Here is a 19,871-nt window from a genome sequence, read left to right on the forward strand (position 1 = left end):
GAAAGTCGCTCAGCGCTTAACTAATCGGCATTACGCCATGAATGGCGGCCCTACAAAGGAACGGTGCGGATTTCGTAGGGTGCGCATTCATGCGCACCTGGAAACCATTTTTCTCTTTATCTTAAAATACAGAGAGTTAATTTTAATCAGCTACACTTGCCTGAGCAAAATATGTCTCAGGAGAGAGAATGAATAACCTGCTACAGGAAAAAATTGGCCAGAACATCCTGGTAAAACTGGCGATGCTGGTGATTATTCTGGCGGGCATTCGCGCCGCCTCGGACATCCTGGTGCCCTTCTTATTAGCCAGCTTCCTGGCGATTGTGTTGAATCCGCTGGTGACGATGTTGATGCGCCGCGGCGTCAAGCGCAGCCTGGCGATTACGCTGGTGATCACGGTGATTTTCATTGTGTTACTGCTGCTGGTCGCGGTGCTCGCCAGCTCGGCGAGTGATTTCAGCGATACCTATCCGCAAATTCGTACCATGCTGGAACAGAAGCTCGCTGTGGTTCAGCACTTCGCCGGACGTTTTCACATCAACATCTCTACCGATGCGCTGGCGGCACGCCTCGATCCCAACGTAGTAATGAATATGGCCACCACCATATTAACGCAGCTGTCAGGCGCGATGACCAACGTGTTGCTGCTGATTCTGACGGTGGTGTTTATGCTGTTTGAAGTGCGCCATCTGCCCTACAAAATGCGTAACGCGATGGTCAATCCGCAGATCCGTATTGCCGGTTTACACCTCGCGCTAAAAGGGGTGACGCACTACCTGGCCCTGAAAACCCTGGTGAGCTTGATTACCGGCGTGGCCGTTTGGCTGTCGCTGCTGCTGCTCGGCGTGAAGTTTGCGCTGTTCTGGGGCGTGGTGGCGTTCATCCTCAACTTTATCCCTAACATCGGGCCGATCATCGCCGGCATTCCACCGTTTATTCAGGCGCTGGTGCTGAACAACATTTATGACGCCATGCTGGTGGCCGCGCTGTTCAGTGCAATTCATATGGTGTTTGGCAATATGCTCGAGCCGCGACTGATGGGGCGCGGGCTGGGACTCTCAACGTTGGTGGTGTTTCTGTCGTTGATTTTCTGGGGTTGGCTGCTGGGCCCGGTTGGCATGTTGCTCTCGGTGCCGCTCACCAGCGTGACCAAGATTTTGATGGAAACCACGCCGGGCGGTAGCCGGTTGGCGATTATGCTGGGTAATGGGCGGCCGGGTAAACGGGCGCGATAACGCCTTTTTACAACACATCGCGCAATAAATTGCGCCGCTACAAATGGTTGCACAGGTTCCGTAGCGGCGCGATTTATCGCGCGGTTTTCGATCAGTGCGTTTGGAACACGCTGTTATCAGTAATCGCCTGGACATCGACTTTGTTTGGCAAGATTTTCAACTCGCTGAACAGATCCGATACCTTCTGCACTTTCGCTACATCATCCGCCGTTACGCCGCGCACGCCGTGTGAAATTCGCGCGGTAATCTGCTGCGCATCCGCCGGTTGCAGCCGCGTTAGCTGCGCATACACCGCGTTATACTGCTGCGGATGGGCCAGCGCCCATGCGCGCGCTTTGGCCAGACGATGCGTAAAATCGGCAATTGCCGCCCGCTTGCCAGGATCGTCAAGTGAGCTTTGCGTCGCGGTAACAAACGACAGCGCGGTGGTGAGCCCTTTGCCGTCACGCAACAGGCGCGCACCGTGCTGCTCAGCAATGCCCAGATAAGGATCGAAGGTCGCCCACGCAGCAATCTGTCCAGAATTGAACGCTGCGCTGGCGTCGGTTGGCAATACAAAGCGCACCGGCACCGTATCGCGCGGCACCTGTGCCTCTTCCAGCGCTTCATACAACAAGTGCTGCGAGATACTACCGCGCGCCGATGACACCACCACCTGCTTGCCCGCCAGATCCTTCACGCTGTGGATCGTCGAATCGGCGGGGACGATCAGGCCATTCGAACCACCATCGCCGACATTGGTGGCGATGATTTTGAGCGGCACGCCGCCCGATGCGGCCATCAATACCGGCAAATCTCCGGCATAGGAGGTATCAACCGCGCCGGCACGCTGCGCTTCAAACAGCGGTGCAGCGCCCTGGAAGTTCGCCCAGCGATATTGATAGGGCGCATCTTTCATCACATCCGCCGCTTCGATCAGCGAGCGCAGATTGCGCGCCTGATCGCCCAGCACCAGCGTGACCTTACTCAAATCAGGCGCGGCCTGGCTGCCAAACGCCGCGCACAGCAATAGCGTAGCAACCACCGGTTTCATCCATTTCATCAGGTCAGCTCTCAGAGTGCGTTGCGGTTGAGCTGGCGGATGTAAGCATCCCAGTGCAGCTGATATTTGTGATGACGGATGCTGTTATCAAATGCCTGGGCGGCTTTCTCGGCGACCGCATCCGGCAGGATGATCAGCTGCGCGCCGCCAGATTGCGCCGCCAACTGGGCCTGGCAGGCACGCTCAAGATAATAGAGGTTGTAGAACGCCTCTTCGATACTGCCGCCGCTGGTCAGCAAACCGTGATTACGCAGAATCAGCGCGTTGCGATCGCCGAGGTCGGTGACGATGCGCTGCTGCTCATCAAGATCCAGCGCGATGCCTTCATAATCATGATAACCAAGGCGATTATGAAAACGGGTGCTGTGCTGCGAAATCATCAGCAGGCCATTTTTCTGCGCCGAAACGCCAATGCCTGCGGCCGTGTGCGTATGCAGCACCGCATGCGCATCGGGACGCGCGCGATGAATCGCGCTGTGAATCACAAATCCAGCAAGGTTAATTCCCAGCCCGGTTGGGTCGTCAATAATGTTGCCGTCGATGTCGATCTTCACCAGCGTTTCCGCCTGAATTTCATCGAAGGTTTGGCCAAAAGCATTGATGAGAAAGTGCGGCTTATCGCCCGGCACGCGCAGGGAAAAATGGGTGTAGATATGATCGGTCCAGCGCAGTTTCGCCGCCAGGTGATAGGCCTGAGCCAGCTTCACCCGCGCCTGCCATTCGCCTTCGCTGATACGCTGCCGTAATGACGCGACATCCAGTGTTTCAGTGCTCATTTCCGTTCCTCATTTCAGGTCAATATGCTTGCCTAACATCGTGGCATAGCGATTTTGCCGCTGGGAAATGCCAATAACGGCAAAACATTGTCATTAAACGCAAAGTGAGGTTGATAATTGACCTATATCAGATCGGTTAATTCTTAAATCGCTAACATGCAGCGCCCGATGAAAGTGGTATGCTGCTGACGCCGCTGTTTGCCTGCTTTCAACTGCTTTAACCGACCGAGGAATGCCTGGTGCCTCCGCAAAAACGAAATCGCGATTTTGGCTGGCTATTAATTATCTGCGCCGGATTATTACCGCTGGTGCTCGGCATCCTTTGTACCGCTATCGAAGCACGCCATACCGTCAGCCAGCAGCAGATTTCCACCGCCAATGCGTTGCTCACCCAGGCCGAAAAGATGAGCGACACTGCGTGGGATATGATTACCGAATTGCGCCAGTATCATTACCAATCCTGTGCGCAGATTGAGGACAAATTGCAGCGCGCCGGCACCCTCAATCCCTATTTTCGCTCGATTGGCATGCTGAAAGGCGATGATATCAGCTGCTCTTCCGCCTTCGGCCTGGCGCCCGGCACGCTGACCGAAATGATGATGCAGCCGCCGCCGATTACCGGCAAAGCCTGGTGGAGCATCTCGGTGCGCGGCACGGTGGGCGTGCCCAATCGTCCGGCGGTAGTCTTTGTCCGTCAGCTGCCGGATACCACCGGTTTTTGGGCGGTGATTGATGGCCAATATCTGCTGGACTTTATGCACGCGATTGGCGAATCGCGCGATTATCAAATGAGCCTGCAGTTTAGCGGCGGCACGGTGATCAGCAGCGGACCAAACGACAACACGCCTGAGCTGTATCTGCAAAGCGAGACCTTCCAGACCGAATCCAGCCGCTATCCAATTAGCGTTACTGTTACGGCGCCCGCCTCCGAATTGCTCAAAGCCTGGCGTCAGGCGCTGTTCATCTTCCTGCCCATGGCGGCAATTTTCTCGATTCTGCTGATGATCCTCACCGCTAACTGGCTGCGTCGCCGCATCTCCTGGCACGATGAGATTGCCCGCGCCATCCGTGCCCGCCAGTTTTCAGTGCACTATCAACCGGTTTACAGCAATAAGTTACAGGCCTGTTCCGGTGCAGAAGCTCTGCTGCGCTGGGAACTGCCGAACGGTGAGATGATTCGCCCTGATATCTTTATCAGCGCTGCCGAAACCGAAGGAATGATTGTGCCGTTGACGCAGCATTTGCTGGAGCTGATGGCCGAAGATATTCAGAGCTGGCAGGTAAAACCCGGTTTTCATATCGGGCTGAACCTGGCAGCGGAACACTTGCAGCATGCTGATTTTGTGGCAGATATCGAGCTATTTGCGGCGCGCATTAAAGATAAACAGATGTCCATTACGCTAGAGCTGACCGAACGTAGCCTGATTGAAGATGGCGAAATGGTGGCCGAGAAACTGCGCCATTTGCGCGCGCAGGGCTTGAAAGTGGCGATCGATGATTTCGGTACCGGCCACTGTTCCTTAACGTATCTGATGAAGTTCCCGCTGGATTACCTGAAGATCGATCGCGGCTTTATCAACGCCATTGAAGGTCTCGAGATTGAGACGCCGGTGCTGGATGCCATTATTAATCTGTGCCACAAGCTGGAGCTGGATGTGCTCGGGGAAGGCGTCGAAACCGCGACACAATTTGAGTACTTACGCCGGCGTGGTGTGATATTTATTCAGGGCTTCTATTATGCCCGTCCATTGGATAATGACCGGCTACGTGCCTGGCTCAATGAGCATGGGCACCAGCCGATTCTCGTTGAGGAACATCATGAACCTGAACTGCATCATTCTTGATGATTATCAGAACGTCGCCCTAACGCTTGCCGATTGGGCGTCTCTCGAACCGCTGGTTCACACCACTTCCCTCACTGAACATTACGCCGACCAGGATGAACTGGTTAAGAAAATCGCCCATGCTGACATTTTGGTGGTGATGCGTGAGCGCACGCCGCTCAGCGCCGAGCTCATTGGCCGCCTACCTGACCTGAAAATGGTGGTCACCTCCGGCATGCGCAATGCTTCAATTGATTTGGATGCCTGCGCCGAACGCTATGTCGCGGTATGCGGCACCGCCAGCAGCAGCGCTGCGCCGATGGAGCTCACTTGGGGATTGCTGCTTGGACTGGCGCGCCACATCGTGCCGGAGAACCAGGCGCTGCGCAGCAACGGGCCGTGGCAGCACACCTTAGGGATGAGCCTGCACGGCAAAACGCTGGGATTACTCGGCTTAGGTAAGATTGGCGGCGAAATGGCCAAAGTGGCGCAGGCATTTGGCATGCAGGTATGCGCGTGGAGCCAAAATTTAACCGCGCAACGTGCGGCAGAGTGCGGCGTGGAACGCATGCCGTCGCTGACTGCGCTGCTGAATACAAGTGATGTGGTGTCGATCCATCTGGTGCTCAGCGATCGTACGCGCCATTTGCTGGACGAAGCCGCGCTGGCGCAGATGAAGCCGGACGCGCTGCTGATTAACACCTCGCGCGCGGGTATTGTCGATCAAGCCGCGATGATCGCCGCGCTGCAATCCGGACAGTTGGCCGGTGCGGGATTAGATGTGTTTGAACAGGAGCCGCTGCCCGCGGATCATCCATTGCGCCAGCTACCTAATGTGCTGGCCACGCCGCATCTCGGCTATGTTGCCGACAGTAACTATCACAGCTACTTTACTCAGGCGGTGGAGGATATTCAGGGATGGTTAACGGGTGCGCCGCTGCGCTCACTGCTCTGAGCGGCCCGCGCGACGTTTTTCGGCAATGCGTAGTGCCACTTCAAGGCTGTCTTCCGCCAGTGCGCTGGCCGGCAGATCGCGCTGCGCGTTAAGACGTTGGTTGATGCGTTCCAGCGTGGGCGTTAATTGCCCTACCAGCTGTTGATATTCATCAAGCTGCGTGATGGGTTGGTTGCGTGCGATGCTGGTTTGCGTCAGCCGTTGTAGCTGGCGCACGCTTTCCAGCGCCTGACTGGAGAGTAATCCCGCCTGGCGCCAGCTTTTCAGGCGCAGCAACAGCTCATCCGGTTGTTGTGCCAGTAATGCCAGCTGCGCATCCGCACGCTCACCACAGTTTATCCATTCGATCGAGGCAGCAGGAACGGCAGCCGTACGCGGTGCCGCAGGCACAAGATTGATAAGATTCCTTTCTACACTGTCAATCATCGACAGCCAGGGATTCTCAAAAAGCTGGGCGTTTTTCCTCGACATGAACACTCCACCAAAGCAAGGCGGCAGAGTATTACTGAATGTTTTAAAGCTGGCAAGCAGTGGTTACCGCCTCGCTTAATGGTAAGTTTTTCTTATTTATTTGCGCAACAATCAGGTATGGCAATAAAGCCGCGGCATACCAGCATAATTGATTATTTGGTCACCATTCGGCAGTTGATACATCTGATAAAAATCATTATTTGCTTCACGGGCCGAAGTGAAAAGGATGATGGGTGCGAGGGCCGCAGGTAAGGTATCGTCGCCCATGACCTGGACTTTTTGCGTATAGACCCGCATGAAATCCCCCTGGCGATGCCATGTGCCGCTGGAGATGCGGTGCAGCCGATAGTGGCTATCGCTTGAGGTTACCGTGCCAAGCAGCATGGCACTGCCGCTGCCATCGGCTTTATAACGATTACGTGAAGTCGCCTCAATCGTTCCTGCTGGCTTTCCTTCATTATCAATGCGGTAAGGAAACTCACACCATTCCGGCACCGGCTCAGCGGGACGAATGAGCAATACCAGCGCCCACGGCAAGATAAAGGCGACAACAATAGCGCTGCCCAGCAAAGATTTACGCATCCGGTAACTCCTGGAAAAAAACCATCCACGACATACATTCGTTATTCTTTTGCGCCATTGGTTTAGCGCAGAGGAAGGCGCTGGTAAATACGCGGGTACGCGAGCGGTTGATATACAACAACTGCGGGACGGAGCCATCGGGCAAATGAGGTTTTAAGGCACGGAACCGGGTGAGTGCATCTTTCACCACGTACGAATCTGCGGAGAGGCTTTCGGTAATAAACACCTGCGTCTGCTGCTCCTGCCCATAAGATTTGTAGCGCGTACCTTCATGGTCGGTTGGCACAAACTCCTGGCGTGCCATTAATGCCAGGCCTGCATTGAGCAGCAGCGCCGCCGCCAGCACGCCGCGCAGCCGCCAGGATTTTTTCTTTACTAGCGGCGGTTTCGTCCGCGGTTCGGGCGACGCCACTGGCGTTGTTTCTGCGGCCGGAAGAGAAGGCGCATCGTCATCGACAGGCACAACATCCACCTGCTCCGCCAGCACGCAGCCGATTAACGGCACATGATGAATCAACGGACCCGGAGCATCTGCCAGCTGCGCCAGACGATTGATCTCAGTGATGGCAACGGTAAGCCGCTCGGCAAAGGGAGCATCCGAGGTTTCACGCTGGAACAGCACATGCAGTGCCTGATTGCGCACCAGCTTCCCCTGCGCGTTAACCACACGATGCAACATGGCGCTTTGCAAAGGCGTCAGCGCCACGCGCTGGGCGGGAGAATTCAGCGGATATAACACCTGTTGTTTGGCATCAAAACACAGACTTTTGGCAAACAAAACAAAGCGCGCCATGCGGATCCTGATTTCCAAAAAGCAATTGGCGCAAGTATAAGTAGTTTCAGCGTTTGGCGCACGCTTACCGCAAATTACTACGAGATTTAGCTGGTTTTTTTGACGCGTTTAAACACGCTATAAGCCACAGCATTAGCTAAAAAATAGACAGTTAATGGCGGAAACATGACAAATATCACACAAAATCGGTATACTCTGTCGCGGTTGGCAATCATTACTCCCCTAATAATTGCCTGGCATGCCAGGGAAAATCGTTATTTCACGGCTATGCTTTAATTTTCTCAACGCCGCGGACTGTTAGCATTCATTGAGTCCGCAGCGTTGAGGATTTTTCGAATTCCAATACAGGGTAACCTCATGAAAATACGTAGGAAGCGTGTAAAACCTATTGGGCTGGATGACGTCACGATTATCGACGATGCCCGTTTACGTAAAGCCATTACCGCAGCGTCTCTGGGCAACGCGATGGAGTGGTTTGATTTTGGTGTTTATGGCTTTGTAGCGTATGCGCTGGGTAAAGTGTTTTTCCCGGATGCGACGCCAGGTATTCAGATGATTGCCGCACTGGCAACCTTCTCGGTGCCATTCCTGATCCGTCCGCTGGGCGGCCTGTTCTTCGGTATGCTGGGCGACAAATACGGTCGTCAAAAAATCCTCTCCATCACCATTGTCATCATGTCGATCAGTACCTTCTGTATCGGCCTGATACCCTCTTATGCCTCGATTGGCATCTGGGCACCGGTGCTGCTGCTGTTGGCGAAAATGGCGCAGGGCTTCTCGGTTGGCGGTGAATACACCGGCGCCTCAATCTTCGTCGCCGAATACTCGCCGGACCGTAAACGCGGCTTTATGGGCAGCTGGCTTGATTTCGGCTCCATTGCCGGCTTCGTGCTGGGTGCGGGCGTCGTGGTGCTGATTTCCACCATCATTGGTGAAGAGAAGTTCCTTGAATGGGGCTGGCGTCTGCCGTTCTTCCTCGCGCTGCCGCTGGGTATTATCGGTCTGTATCTGCGTCATGCGCTGGAAGAGACCCCGGCGTTCCAGCAGCACGTTGAGAAGCTGGAACAGGGTGACCGCGAAGGTCTGCGCGATGGCCCGAAAGTCTCGTTCAAAGAGATTGCGACTAAACACTGGAAGAGCCTGCTGGCCTGTATCGGTCTGGTGATCGCCACCAACGTGACCTACTACATGTTGCTGACCTACATGCCGAGCTACCTGTCGCATAACCTGCACTACTCGGAAGATCACGGTGTGCTGATTATCATTGCCATCATGATGGGTATGTTGTTTGTGCAGCCGGTAATGGGGATGCTGAGTGACCGCTTTGGTCGTCGTCCGTTTGTTATCATCGGCAGCATCGCATTGTTCATCTTCGCGATTCCGGCCTTCATGTTGATCAATAGCGGCGTGCTGGGCCTGATTTTTGCTGGTCTGCTGCTGATGGCGGTGATCCTCAACGCCTTTACCGGTGTGATGGCTTCGTCGCTGCCTGCGATGTTCCCGACGCACATCCGCTACAGTGCGCTGGCGAGTGCGTTCAACATTTCGGTATTGGTTGCCGGTTTAACGCCAACGCTGACTGCCTATCTGGTTGAAGCCACCAACAATCTGTATATGCCGGCTTACTACCTGATGGTGGTGGCAGTGATTGGCTTAATCACCGGTATCTACATGAAAGAGACCGCCAACAAGCCGCTGCGCGGCGCAACACCGGCGGCCTCGGACATGGAAGAGGCGCGTGAAATCCTGCAGGAGCATCACGACAACATCGAGCAGAAAATCGAAGATATTGATGGTGAGATCGCCAAGCTTGAGGCGAAACGTAAAAACCTGGTGCAGCAGCACCCGGACATCAACGAGTAATCTTCCCCACTCCCGCCGCCCGGCGGGAGTTTTCGTTTCCGCACACAATCCTTCATCCGCAGCCGTGAAAAGGGGTAAACTATTGCCACTTTTTTAACCTGCAAAAGTTGTCGAGCATGTCTGAATTTAATCTTATCCAGCGCCCAAGAAGGCTGCGTAAAAGCGCGTCAATGCGCGAAATGTTCCAGGAATCCAACCTGAGCCTGAACGATCTGGCGCTGCCGATCTTCGTCGAAGAGGGCGTAGATGACTACGTGCCTATTAACGCCATGCCGGGCGTGATGCGAATTCCTGAGAAACGACTGGCGTATGAGATCGAGCGTATTGCCAAAGCGGGCATCCGTTCCGTGATGACCTTTGGCATTTCGCACCACACCGACGCCACCGGCAGCGATGCCTGGAATGAAAATGGCCTGGTGGCGCGTATGTCGCGTATTTGTAAAGACACCGTGCCGGAAATGATCGTAATGTCCGATACCTGCTTCTGCGAATACACCAGCCACGGCCATTGCGGCGTACTGTGCGATCACGGCGTCGATAACGACCAAACGCTAATCAACCTCGGTAAGCAAGCGGTGGTGGCGGCGCAGGCCGGCGCGGACTTTATCGCACCTTCTGCCGCGATGGATGGTCAGGTAAAAGCGATCCGTCAGGCGCTGGACGCTGCCGGCTTCACCGATACCGCTATCATGTCGTACTCCACCAAGTTCGCTTCTTCCTTCTACGGTCCGTTCCGTGAAGCGGCAGGTACCGCGCTGAAAGGCGACCGTAAGACTTATCAGATGAATCCCATGAACCGCCGCGAAGCGATTCGTGAGTCGCTGATTGATGAAGCGGAAGGCGCTGATTCCCTGATGGTCAAACCGGCCGGAGCCTACCTCGATATCCTGCGTGACATCCGCGAGCGCACCACGCTGCCGCTGGCTGCGTACCAGGTTAGCGGTGAATACGCGATGATTAAATTCGCCGCGCAGGCCGGTGCCATCGATGAACGCAATGTGGTTCTGGAAAGCCTCGGTGCGATTAAACGTGCCGGCGCCGATCTCATTTTCAGCTATTTTGCCCTTGATCTCGCCGAGCAAAAAATGCTCTGATCCTCGTTACGCTTGGCAGTGGTTATCGCAACCACTGCCCGGCGCTTTCTGCCTGTGTGGCAAAAACACCAGTGTTGTCGTAATTCCATAATTAATAAGAGTAACGCGATGAAAGCACCTGCACTGCCTGCGGACGAGTCACATCGTCTGGCCCAGTTACGTGCGCTCAACATTCTGCATACGCCGGCAGAAGAGCGTTTCGACCGTTTAACCCGCCTTGCCCGTCGTCTCTTTGGCGTGCCGGTGGCGCTCGTGAGCTTAATGGAAGAGGATCATCAATGGTTCAAATCCATCGCTGGACCGAGTGCTGCCACCGCGCCGCGCAATACCTCCTTCTGCGGCCATGCCATTCTGCAAGACGATGTGATGGTGGTGGAAAATCCCTTAGAAGATGAGCGTTTCTGCGACAACCCGCTGGTGAAAGATAACGACAATCCGATACGTTTTTACGCCGGTTGTCCGCTGCGCACGCCCGCTGGCGCTAAAGTCGGCACGCTGTGTCTGATTGACCATCATGTGCGCGAGTTTGACGCTGACGATATCCATACCCTGCGCGATCTGGCTGCCATGGCGGAAGCGGAATTGGTCGCATTTCAGACCGCCACCTCCGATGAGCTGACGCAAATCACCAACCGCCGCGGCTTTATGACGCTCGGCCAGCTGGCGCTGAATGAGTGCCAGGTGAAGCAGTTACCCGCCAGCCTGACCTTCCTCGATCTCGATCGCTTTAAAGCCATCAATGATACGCTCGGCCACCGCGAAGGCGACCGTGCGCTCATGGATTTTGCTGATGCCATGAAGGTGAGCTTCCGCCATGCGGATATCTTTGCCCGCCTGGGCGGCGATGAGTTTGTGGTGCTGTTTAACGGCTTGCAGCAAGCCGATGCCGAAGGCGTGCTGGCGCGCTTTGATCGGTTCCTGCAGCAGCAAACCCAGGATTTGGATCGCCGCTACGTTCTGCACTTCTCATCGGGAATTGTTGAGTTTGATCCCGACCATCCGCAATCGCTGGAGCAGCTGCTGGAAGGCAGCGATGAGCGTATGTACGCCGCTAAAAACGGCAAAAAGCAGCAGAGCGTATAACAAGCGGGTCGCCAACCGTGGCGACCTCATAATCATTGCGTTTGGCCGCTATTTACGCGTCAGCGCCTCAATCAATTGCTGATTAAATTTCTGCGGCTCTTCCATTTGCGGCGCATGTCCCATGCCAGGGAATTCGATTAAACGGGCACCGGGAATCATCTGCGCCACCTGCTTACCCAGGACGTTGTAATGCCCCAGCTTCGCTTTCACTTCCGGTGGCGCAATATCACTGCCAATCGCCGTGGTATCGGCGGTACCAATCATCAGGGTGGTTGGGACGCGTAAATCTTTAAACTCGTAATAGACCGGCTGAGTGAAAATCATGTCGTAGATTAATGCCGAGTTCCACGCCACTTTCTTGTGCCCCGGCCCGCCGTTCAAACCAGCCAGCATATCGACCCATTTGTCATATTCTGGCTTCCACTGGCCGCTGTAATAGGTCTGTTGCTCGTACTTCTTGATGCCCGCCGCATCCAGTTTGAGTTCACGCTGATACCACTGATCGACCGAGCGCCACGGTGCGCCTTTGGCTTTCCAGTCCTCTAAACCAATAGGGTTCACCAGCACCAGCTGCTGCGTTTGCCTGGGATACATCAGCGCGTAGCGCGTTGCCAGCATGCCGCCGGTTGAATGCCCAATGATGATGGCGTTTTCGACGCCGAGCTGCTGCAACAGTTGATGGGTGTTCTGCGCCAGCTGTTGGAAGGTGTATTGATAGTTGGCCGGTTTGGTTGAACTGCAGAAGCCAATCTGATCCGGCGCAATCACACGATAGCCTTTCTGGCTCAGCGCTTTGATGGTGTCGTCCCAGGTGGCGCCGCAGAAGTTTTTGCCGTGCATCAGTACTACGGTGGCTCCATTGGCCTGCTGCTCAGGCTTAACGTCCATATAGCCCATGCTCAGCGTTTGCTGCTGCGAAGAGAAGGAAAAGTGCTGCAGTGGATAGGGATAGCGGAAGCCTTCCAGCTGTTCGCCATACACATTGGCGGCGAACGCAGGTGCAGTACTGGCTATCGCCACCGTGGCCAAAATAACGGCAAGTGACTGTTTTGTCTTAAAACGAAAACCCATAGTGCCCTTCCTTAACAGAGAAAACCTTCAGTCTGACACGTTAATCCGTTTTACGTATTGATGGCGTGTGCCGCAGAGGGATGTAAATTTTACATTTAGCCCATCAACACTATGAAAAATTTGAGTTAATAATAACGTCCGTTATTACGATAAATATTCAACATCAGACCAACACGCAAACGGTTTTGCGCACGGAAAACAAGACCAGTCTTGATGACAAATAATAAATAAGCCAAATAATCAGAAAACTTTACATTAATTGCAGATTGGAAAGATTAATTAAATTACACTCTCTAAGTGTTTATGGAGGACTACAATGACACAGCAAAAATATAATGAAGGGGTGATTGATTCGGTGACCGAATGGATTATGTCTAATTTGGATCAACGTTTAAGCATTGATGATATCGCATTAAAATCGGGCTATTCAAAATGGTATTTGCAGAAACTTTTTGCCCGCTATCACAATGAAACCCTGGCACGCTACATTCGTAAAAAGAAACTGATTCACTGCATCAATGATTTGAAAAACAGCAATGCGCCGATAATTAGCCTGGCCGTAAAATACCACTTTGAAAGTCAGCAATCTTTCACGCGATCGTTTAAACACGTACTCGGCTGCACGCCACTCTTCTGTCGCAAAAGGCAGCTCGATAAGGAAACCCAACAAGCTCTGCACGAAAGTAATGATCCCTGCGTACTTTGTCGACAGGCCGGATTTGATGTTACAGAACGCACGCGAGAAATTGTTGCTCCTAAAGTACGCAGTAATGAATTTTTACCACGTATCAGCTGCGTGATGCGCTAACGAATCCATCACGCTTTTATTAACGCCTTTGCACTCATTTCTGACGCTAATAGACTTATTCATGTCAAATTTAAAGGCTATATCAACGCTGAAAAACGGATGGCGCACCATCCGTTTTTTCATTTAATAGCTCGCTTTATTCAGCGCGATTGCACTGTTTTTAAAATGCGCTAAACGATTATCCAGCGCGGCGGTATAAAGCATGGTATCTACCCCGACGGCGACAAAATTTGCCCCCCATTCGAGAGCACGTTCCGCCATGGCCAGATTAACCGCCAGAAAACCAGCGGCTTTTCCCGCACTGCGGATGCGTTTAATACTGTGTTCAATGATCTTCTGCACCTCGGGATGATCGGCATTATCGGGAAAACCTAATGAAGCTGACAGATCCGCTGGGCCAATAAATATCCCGTCAACACCCTCAACCTCTAGCAGCGCATCCAGATTCTCAATGGCGGTTTTGCTTTCGGCCTGTATCAGCAAACAGAGTTCGTCATTGGCACGCGCCATGTAATTTTCCACCCGCCCCCACCGCGCCGCACGCGCTACCCCAGCTCCTACCCCGCGCATGCCATAAGGTGGATAGCGTGTCGCCCGTACCAGCGCCTGTGCCTGCTCGGCAGTATCAATCATCGGCACCAGCAAAGTACGTGCACCGATATCCAGCACCTGCTTAATCAACGCCGCCTGGAACTCTATCGGACGAATCACCGGCTGGCTGCGATAAGGCGCAATAGCCTGCAACTGATGATAGAGATCCTGCACGGTATTCGGTGCATGTTCGCCATCAATCAATAACCAGTCGTAGCCGCTGGTGGCGGCAATCTCGGCCAGATACGACGATGTGCTGCTGAGCCATAAACCAATCTGCGTTTCACCGTTGGCCAGGCCAGCTTTAAAGGCATTTTTTAATGGATCCTGCATACCCGCTCCTTCTTTAATGCGACGCCTGCTGAGATTGTGGCAATTGACGCTCCACTTTCAGGCTGAGAATAATCAGTGAACCGATGGCAGCGATCAGCGCCAGCGCCAGTAACCCGGCGCTGCTGCTGTTAAACTGCGCCTCGGCATTGACGCGAATCAGCGGGGCGAGGAAGCCACCGACGGCACCAAACAGATTGACGAAGCCGATGCCCGCCGCCAGCGCGGTGCCGGACAGCAGCTGAGTTGGCATGGTCCAGAACACCGGCTGCACGGCAATAAAGCCTACCGCCGCCACGCTAAGTGCGAGGATGGCCAGCAGCGGCGAAACCAATCCGGATAGCCCAATCCCCAGCGCCGCCGCTAGCAAGGTAAACGCCGCCACCCGACGCCGTTCGCCGCTGCGATCGGAATAACGCGGAATCAACCAGGTGCCAAACAGCGCGGCAACCCACGGAATCGCCGCCACCAGCGAAGCGAGAAATCCGACTTTGGTGCCGATCAGCGCCGCCACCTGCGAAGGCAGGAAGAAGATCAGGCCATATACCGCAATCTGAATGGTCATGTAGATAATGGCGAGCTGCCAGACGCGACCGTTACGCAGCGCATCACGCAGCTGTGCGGTGGGCTTTTGCTGCTCCTCGCTCTCCAGCTGGCGCTGCAACGCTTGTTTCTCATCAGCGCTGAGAAAACGCGCGGTTGCCGGCGTGTCGTCGATGTAGCTGAAGGTGAAAAACCCGGCGGCTACCGCTAATAATCCCTCAATAATGAACATCCAGAACCAACCCGGATGTCCCAGCACGCCATGCATTTCCAATAGCGCCCCCGAAAGCGGCGAGCCTAACGTCAACGCCAGCGGTGCGCCCATGTAGAACAAACCCATTACGCTGGCGCGCTGCTGCTGCGGGAACCACAGCGATGTCAGATAGATCATGCCAGGAAAGAATCCCGCCTCAGCGGCACCGAGCAGTGTGCGTACCAGCAGAAATTTGGCCTCGGTGTCGGCAAATGCCATCGCCGCCGAAAGAAATCCCCACAGCAGCGTGGTGCCGCCAATCCAGCTGCGTGCGCCAAAACGTCGCATCAGCAAATTGGCCGGCACGCCGAGCAATGCGTACACCACAAAGAAAATCCCGGCACCGAGCGCGTAAGCTTCGTTACTTAAGCCGGTATCGAGTTGATACGCCTCTTTGGCAAAGCCGATGTTGGCGCGATCAAGAAACGCCAGCACGTAGAGCATCAACATGAAAGGAATGAGGCGGGCACGGTTTTTCTTCACCGCGCTGTGCACCAGATTATCCATTGGGAAAGCCCTCACAAAGGGCTGCGACCATCAGCCGCAGCCCGCGCAGTTAATGGTGATAAGGACGTTTCAGACCTTCGCGATTCAGCTCTACGCCAAAGCCCGGTTTATCCAGTACCGATTTGTGTATGCGGCCATTAACTGGTACCGGCTCATTGATGAGCAGCGGATCAAACTGCGGGCGTAGCGTGCTGCAATCCGGGCTGGTCATCAGGAATTCACTGAATGGCGTATTGGTGAACGTGATTACCGCATGATGTGAGTAAACCGAAGAGCCGTGCGGCACCACCAGCTGACCGCGTGATTTCGCCAGCGCGGCCACTTCAACCAACGTAGTCAGGCCGCCGCACCAACCGACATCGGGTTGCAAAATATCGATGCCGGTTTCTGCCAGGGTGCGGAAGGATTGCAGCGTGCCGTGATGCTCGCCGCTGGTGATTAACATGCCCTGCGGCGCCTGCTTTTTCAGCTGGGCGTAGCCTTCAAATTGTTGTGGCGGCAAACACTCTTCCAGCCACTTGACGTTATAAGGCGCGCAGGCGTGTGCCAGTTTGGTGGCAAAATTCACGTCCTGGCTCATCCAGCAATCCAGCATCAGCCAGAAATCTGCGCCACAGGTTTCACGATAGTGGGCAATGCGCGCCACCTCTTTACGGATGCCTTCGTCACCATCGTGCGGTCCCCACTGCACCGCCATCTTGCCACCGATAAACCCCATTTTTTGCGCCAGATCCGGACGAGCGCCGGTAGCATAGAACTGCAGTTCATCACGCACCGCGCCGCCCAACAGCTTGTATACCGGCAGATCGGTAACTTTGCCGAACAGATCCCACAGCGCTAAATCGACGCACGAAATAGTATTCATCACCACGCCACCGGAACCGGCGTAGTACATGGTGGCATTCATCATCTGGTCGTGAATCAGTTTGATATCGCTAACGCAGCGCCCTTCGATGAAGCGATTCAGATGCTTTTCAACGATAAAGCAGCCCATTTCACCGCCGGTGGTGATGGCAAACCCGGTTTGCCCGTTATCGGCTTCGACTTCAACAATTAGCGTACCTAGCACGTTGATGCCGAAGGATTGTCGCGACTGCTCATACTGTTTGTATTTGCTCATCGGCGTGGCGACATGGTCATCAATCCAGTGATTAGCACCCTGATCGTGGTAATCGCCGCCAGCCGCCGCTTTATCGGCCGTTGCGCCACCGGCAAAGTAGGCGCGGACAGTTTTAATTTTTGGTAGGGACATGAGCTTCTCCGGGTTACGAGGCGTGTTTTTCCGCCGGGCTACGCCAGCCCAGCAGACGGGAAATATCGCGGGCGCAGGCTATCGCCAGGCCGGCAAGGTAATCGCGCTTATCGTCATCAATTTCCAGCCGGGTACCCACCAGCGAAATGGCGGCGACTAACTGCTCGCGAGCATTAAAAATTGGGGCAGCCACACAGCGCACATCGGGATAATCCTCACCGTTATCAAAGCTCCAGCCCTGACGGCGAATGCGCGCCAGCTCAGTACGCAAGGCATCGGCGCTACGCAGCGACGTGGGCGTTACCGCCACAAAGCGCATGTCGTTGATGATGCGTTCCTGCTCTTCGGGGCGTTGCCAGGCAAGCAAACACTTACCAATGCCGGAGCGATACAGCGACAGGCTTTTACCTTCGTGCGAGCGCACGCTGATAGTGGCAGCCGATTCGAGTTTGAGGATGTAACAGGCATGACCGCCATCAAGGATGCCGAGATGACACAACAGATTGGTTTGCTGCATTAACCGCGTAAGACGCGGGCGCGCGATATCGCGGATGTCCATGTGCTGCAGTGCGTGACCGGCGAACTCCACCAGTCGCGTCCACAGGCAGTAGTTGTTATTGCGATCGATGGTGATCAGACGCTGTTTTTTCAGTTCGGCGAACAGCAGATAGGCACTGCTTTTAGGCAGCGCGAGCGTTTCTATAATCTCAGCGGCGCTGCACGGTCCGTGCTGCGCAATAAAGTCGAGAATAGCAATCGCGCGCGTCAGTGCGGGGACAGGTGTGACTTCCAACATGCTGGACTCCAGTCTGATTATCTGGAGGGCAGTGTTGTGGTTTTAGTTGGGTATAAGTGTGCGCCGTATCAAATTCCCTTAGGGAGAGCGCTTCATACAGCAGCGTGTGTGCGGGAATGTGAATCGTGCCGCGCTGAAAGTACAGCCGATTGTACTCAACACCCCAGCGCGCAAGAATTTACGAGAAGATATATTTAACAGCCGCAATCACCATGGTGGTGGCCATCACCATCAGTAAGCGTTTAATCCAGCGCATGTCAGTTTTTAATGCAGAGACGTCTGCTTTCAGTTGTTTGACATCAGCTTTAAGTTCGCCAATATCTTTTTCCACCGCGTCGAGGCGCGTTTCAACTGCGAACAGGCGCGTGTTCAGTTCCTGTATCGCGCCACTTAGTCGAGAATCCAGTTCTTTAATCGCACCGCTCAGCCGATCATCTAGCTCTTTGATTGCCCCACTTAGCCGAACGTCCAGTTCTTTAATTGCACCGCCCAGCCGATCATCCAGTTCTTTAATTGCTCCACTCAGCCGATCATCCAGTTCTTTAATTGCTCCACTAAGGCGAAGATCCAGCTCTTTAATACTCCCGGAAATCCCTTCTCCAGCCTTCATCAAATCCGCACGTGACAGCGCATTGTCCTGCTGCATTTCAGTAAAGATTTCTACCATCGCTTCGGCTTGTTGATCGCTGACACCAGCCAGCTGCAACGCTTTAAAAGCTTTGTGAGTATTCATCATCGCGAGTGTCATCCGTGAAGCTCCTGAGTTGATGTGACGCGTCTGTCAAACATCATGCCCAGCGAGCAATTATTGCACCATGTGACTGTTTGCATTTTGCGCTGCACGGCGAAAAATATCAATTAGTACAACAAGTAACGTGCAATGGGATGCGAGAGCGCTCGCAAACTTTGCGTTAGGATCTGCCGCGAAAGGTTTTACGATATTGCAGTGGGGAGGTGTTCAGCTGCTTCTTAAAATGACGGCGCAGCATCAGCGGCGATGAGAATCCGGCTTTTTCAGCAATCAACTCCACCGGTTGATCGGTTTTCTCCAGAAAACGCTGCGCCAATGCCAGGCGTTGATTCACTAACCAATCGCTAAAACAGCTGCCGGTGGTTTGGTTAAAGCGGCGGGTGAAGCTGCGGCGGCTCATCAGCGCTTTCTCTGCCAGCTGCTCCAGCGTGAGCGCCTGCTGCAGGTTTTCTGTCGCCCAGCTCAGCGCCGACATAAAGCGATCGTTGCCTGCCGAATGATAAACCGGCTGCTCAATGTACTGCGCCTGTCCGCCCTGTCGATGCGGCGGCACCACCAGCATACGCGCGACGCTATTGGCCACATCAACACCACACTGCTCGCGCACCAGATGCAGACAGCAATCAATACTCGCGGCGGTACCTGCCGACGTGACAATCTGCCCTTCGTCGATGTACAGCACGTCGCGATCAATCGCCACATCCTGATACAGGCGTTCAAAATCCGCCATCCAACGCCAATGTGTGGTTGCACGGCGCTGGTTCAGTAAGCCGGCGGCGCCGAGTACAAACGCACCGAGACACAAACCCACGACTTTCGCTCCGCGCTGCGCCGCCTGCTGGAGCGCCTGCAGCAGCTCAGCGGGTGGCGGCACCGAGGGATCGCTCCAGCTTGGCACCACCACCATATCGGCATCGGCCAGCTGTGCTAATCCATGCTCAGCAATAATCGAAAAACCGCTGTTGGTTTTTAATGGGCCGGGATGCGTAGCGCAAATCATTAACTGATAACACAGGGTGCCGTCGTCCTGAGCCGCCTTTTCAAATACCGCGCAGGGCACTGAAAGGTGGAACGGGATGATGTCGTCGAACACCACGACACCGACTTTGATGGGCGAAGCCTTACCTGGCGTTTTTGGCGCAAACTGAACGTTATTTGTCATCCGTTGTACTCCTTCACTCATGGCGAAATCGCCATACTGCACCCCATCGGAAGCCGTGCTGGCCTCCTCTCTACGCTAAACCATCAAAGG

At 54.4% G+C, this 19,871-nt stretch carries 19 protein-coding genes; 7 read left to right on the forward strand and 12 right to left on the reverse strand.

What is annotated here, in order from left to right:
- Positions 1-188: 188 nt before the first annotated feature.
- Positions 189-1,235, forward strand: a complete 1,047-nt coding sequence (locus PMI17_RS12070; protein ID WP_007889852.1) for an AI-2E family transporter — start codon at positions 189-191, stop codon at positions 1,233-1,235.
- Between the two features lie 91 nt (positions 1,236-1,326).
- On the opposite strand, the gene PMI17_RS12075 is transcribed toward PMI17_RS12070, so the two are convergent.
- Entirely contained in the window at positions 1,327-2,277 is a 951-nt protein-coding gene (locus PMI17_RS12075; RefSeq protein ID WP_007889854.1) for an ABC transporter substrate-binding protein, read from the reverse strand.
- 11 nt (positions 2,278-2,288) lie between these two features.
- The gene (locus tag PMI17_RS12080) at positions 2,289-3,053 is read right to left on the reverse strand and encodes a class II aldolase/adducin family protein (RefSeq protein ID WP_007889856.1); all 765 of its coding nucleotides are present in this window, start codon (positions 3,051-3,053) and stop codon (positions 2,289-2,291) included.
- 239 nt (positions 3,054-3,292) lie between these two features.
- Between PMI17_RS12080 and PMI17_RS12085 the strand changes: the two genes are divergently transcribed.
- Both PMI17_RS12085 and PMI17_RS12090 read left to right on the forward strand, forming a co-directional pair.
- Positions 3,293-4,897, forward strand: coding sequence for an EAL domain-containing protein (locus PMI17_RS12085; protein WP_007889857.1), 1,605 nt, complete (start codon positions 3,293-3,295; stop codon positions 4,895-4,897).
- Positions 4,872-5,831 (forward strand): D-2-hydroxyacid dehydrogenase family protein, encoded by a 960-nt coding sequence (locus tag PMI17_RS12090; RefSeq protein ID WP_007889859.1) that lies wholly within the window; start codon positions 4,872-4,874, stop codon positions 5,829-5,831. Before PMI17_RS12085 ends, PMI17_RS12090 begins: the two co-directional genes overlap by 26 nt.
- On the opposite strand, the gene PMI17_RS12095 is transcribed toward PMI17_RS12090, so the two are convergent.
- From PMI17_RS12095 to PMI17_RS12105, 3 genes are all read right to left on the reverse strand, one after another.
- Positions 5,820-6,302 (reverse strand): hypothetical protein, encoded by a 483-nt coding sequence (locus PMI17_RS12095; protein ID WP_007889861.1) that lies wholly within the window; start codon positions 6,300-6,302, stop codon positions 5,820-5,822. The genes PMI17_RS12090 and PMI17_RS12095 overlap by 12 nt on opposite strands.
- Before the next feature lie 111 nt (positions 6,303-6,413).
- A complete protein-coding gene (locus tag PMI17_RS12100) occupies positions 6,414-6,884 on the reverse strand; it encodes a hypothetical protein (protein ID WP_007889865.1) in 471 nt (156 codons plus the stop codon).
- Complete coding sequence (locus PMI17_RS12105) at positions 6,877-7,677, reverse strand: hypothetical protein (RefSeq protein ID WP_007889866.1); 801 nt, start codon at positions 7,675-7,677, stop codon at positions 6,877-6,879. Before PMI17_RS12105 ends, PMI17_RS12100 begins: the two co-directional genes overlap by 8 nt.
- A 357-nt stretch (positions 7,678-8,034) precedes the next feature.
- Here PMI17_RS12105 and proP point away from each other — a divergent pair, with 357 nt between their 5' ends.
- The 3 genes from proP to PMI17_RS12120 all read left to right on the forward strand — a co-directional run bounded on the left by proP (position 8,035) and on the right by PMI17_RS12120 (position 11,717).
- The gene (proP, locus tag PMI17_RS12110; RefSeq protein ID WP_007889867.1) at positions 8,035-9,540 is read left to right on the forward strand and encodes a glycine betaine/L-proline transporter ProP; all 1,506 of its coding nucleotides are present in this window, start codon (positions 8,035-8,037) and stop codon (positions 9,538-9,540) included.
- Positions 9,541-9,656: 116 nt separating this feature from the next.
- The gene (gene hemB / locus PMI17_RS12115; protein WP_007889868.1) at positions 9,657-10,634 is read left to right on the forward strand and encodes a porphobilinogen synthase; all 978 of its coding nucleotides are present in this window, start codon (positions 9,657-9,659) and stop codon (positions 10,632-10,634) included.
- A 108-nt stretch (positions 10,635-10,742) separates the two neighbouring features.
- The gene (locus PMI17_RS12120) at positions 10,743-11,717 is read left to right on the forward strand and encodes a sensor domain-containing diguanylate cyclase (RefSeq protein ID WP_007889869.1); all 975 of its coding nucleotides are present in this window, start codon (positions 10,743-10,745) and stop codon (positions 11,715-11,717) included.
- Between the two features lie 48 nt (positions 11,718-11,765).
- Here PMI17_RS12120 and PMI17_RS12125 read toward each other — a convergent pair whose 3' ends face one another.
- Entirely contained in the window at positions 11,766-12,788 is a 1,023-nt protein-coding gene (locus PMI17_RS12125) for an alpha/beta fold hydrolase (protein ID WP_007889870.1), read from the reverse strand.
- Positions 12,789-13,104: 316 nt separating this feature from the next.
- Here PMI17_RS12125 and PMI17_RS12130 point away from each other — a divergent pair, with 316 nt between their 5' ends.
- Positions 13,105-13,596: a helix-turn-helix domain-containing protein gene (locus PMI17_RS12130; protein WP_007889871.1), complete on the forward strand. Its 492-nt coding sequence runs from the start codon at positions 13,105-13,107 to the stop codon at positions 13,594-13,596.
- Positions 13,597-13,719: 123 nt separating this feature from the next.
- Here PMI17_RS12130 and yfaU read toward each other — a convergent pair whose 3' ends face one another.
- From yfaU to PMI17_RS12160, 6 genes are all read right to left on the reverse strand, one after another.
- On the reverse strand, positions 13,720-14,520 hold the full coding sequence (gene yfaU, locus PMI17_RS12135) for a 2-keto-3-deoxy-L-rhamnonate aldolase (RefSeq protein ID WP_007889875.1): 801 nt from the start codon (positions 14,518-14,520) through the stop codon (positions 13,720-13,722).
- A gap of 13 nt (positions 14,521-14,533) precedes the next feature.
- Positions 14,534-15,820 carry an MFS transporter gene (locus PMI17_RS12140; RefSeq protein ID WP_007889876.1) on the reverse strand — a complete coding sequence of 429 codons (1,287 nt, stop codon included), beginning with the start codon at positions 15,818-15,820 and terminating at the stop codon, positions 14,534-14,536.
- Positions 15,821-15,869: 49 nt separating this feature from the next.
- Positions 15,870-17,072, reverse strand: a complete 1,203-nt coding sequence (gene rhmD / locus PMI17_RS12145) for an L-rhamnonate dehydratase (RefSeq protein ID WP_007889877.1) — start codon at positions 17,070-17,072, stop codon at positions 15,870-15,872.
- Positions 17,073-17,085: 13 nt separating this feature from the next.
- The gene (locus tag PMI17_RS12150; RefSeq protein ID WP_007889878.1) at positions 17,086-17,868 is read right to left on the reverse strand and encodes an IclR family transcriptional regulator; all 783 of its coding nucleotides are present in this window, start codon (positions 17,866-17,868) and stop codon (positions 17,086-17,088) included.
- Positions 17,869-18,046: 178 nt separating this feature from the next.
- Entirely contained in the window at positions 18,047-18,616 is a 570-nt protein-coding gene (locus tag PMI17_RS25395) for a DUF1640 domain-containing protein (RefSeq protein WP_007889879.1), read from the reverse strand.
- A gap of 163 nt (positions 18,617-18,779) precedes the next feature.
- Entirely contained in the window at positions 18,780-19,781 is a 1,002-nt protein-coding gene (locus tag PMI17_RS12160; protein WP_007889880.1) for a GlxA family transcriptional regulator, read from the reverse strand.
- Between the last annotated feature and the right edge of the window lie 90 nt (positions 19,782-19,871).

The sequence above is a fragment of the Pantoea sp. GM01 genome (genome assembly GCF_000282675.1).
Classification (GTDB): domain Bacteria; phylum Pseudomonadota; class Gammaproteobacteria; order Enterobacterales; family Enterobacteriaceae; genus Pantoea; species Pantoea nemavictus.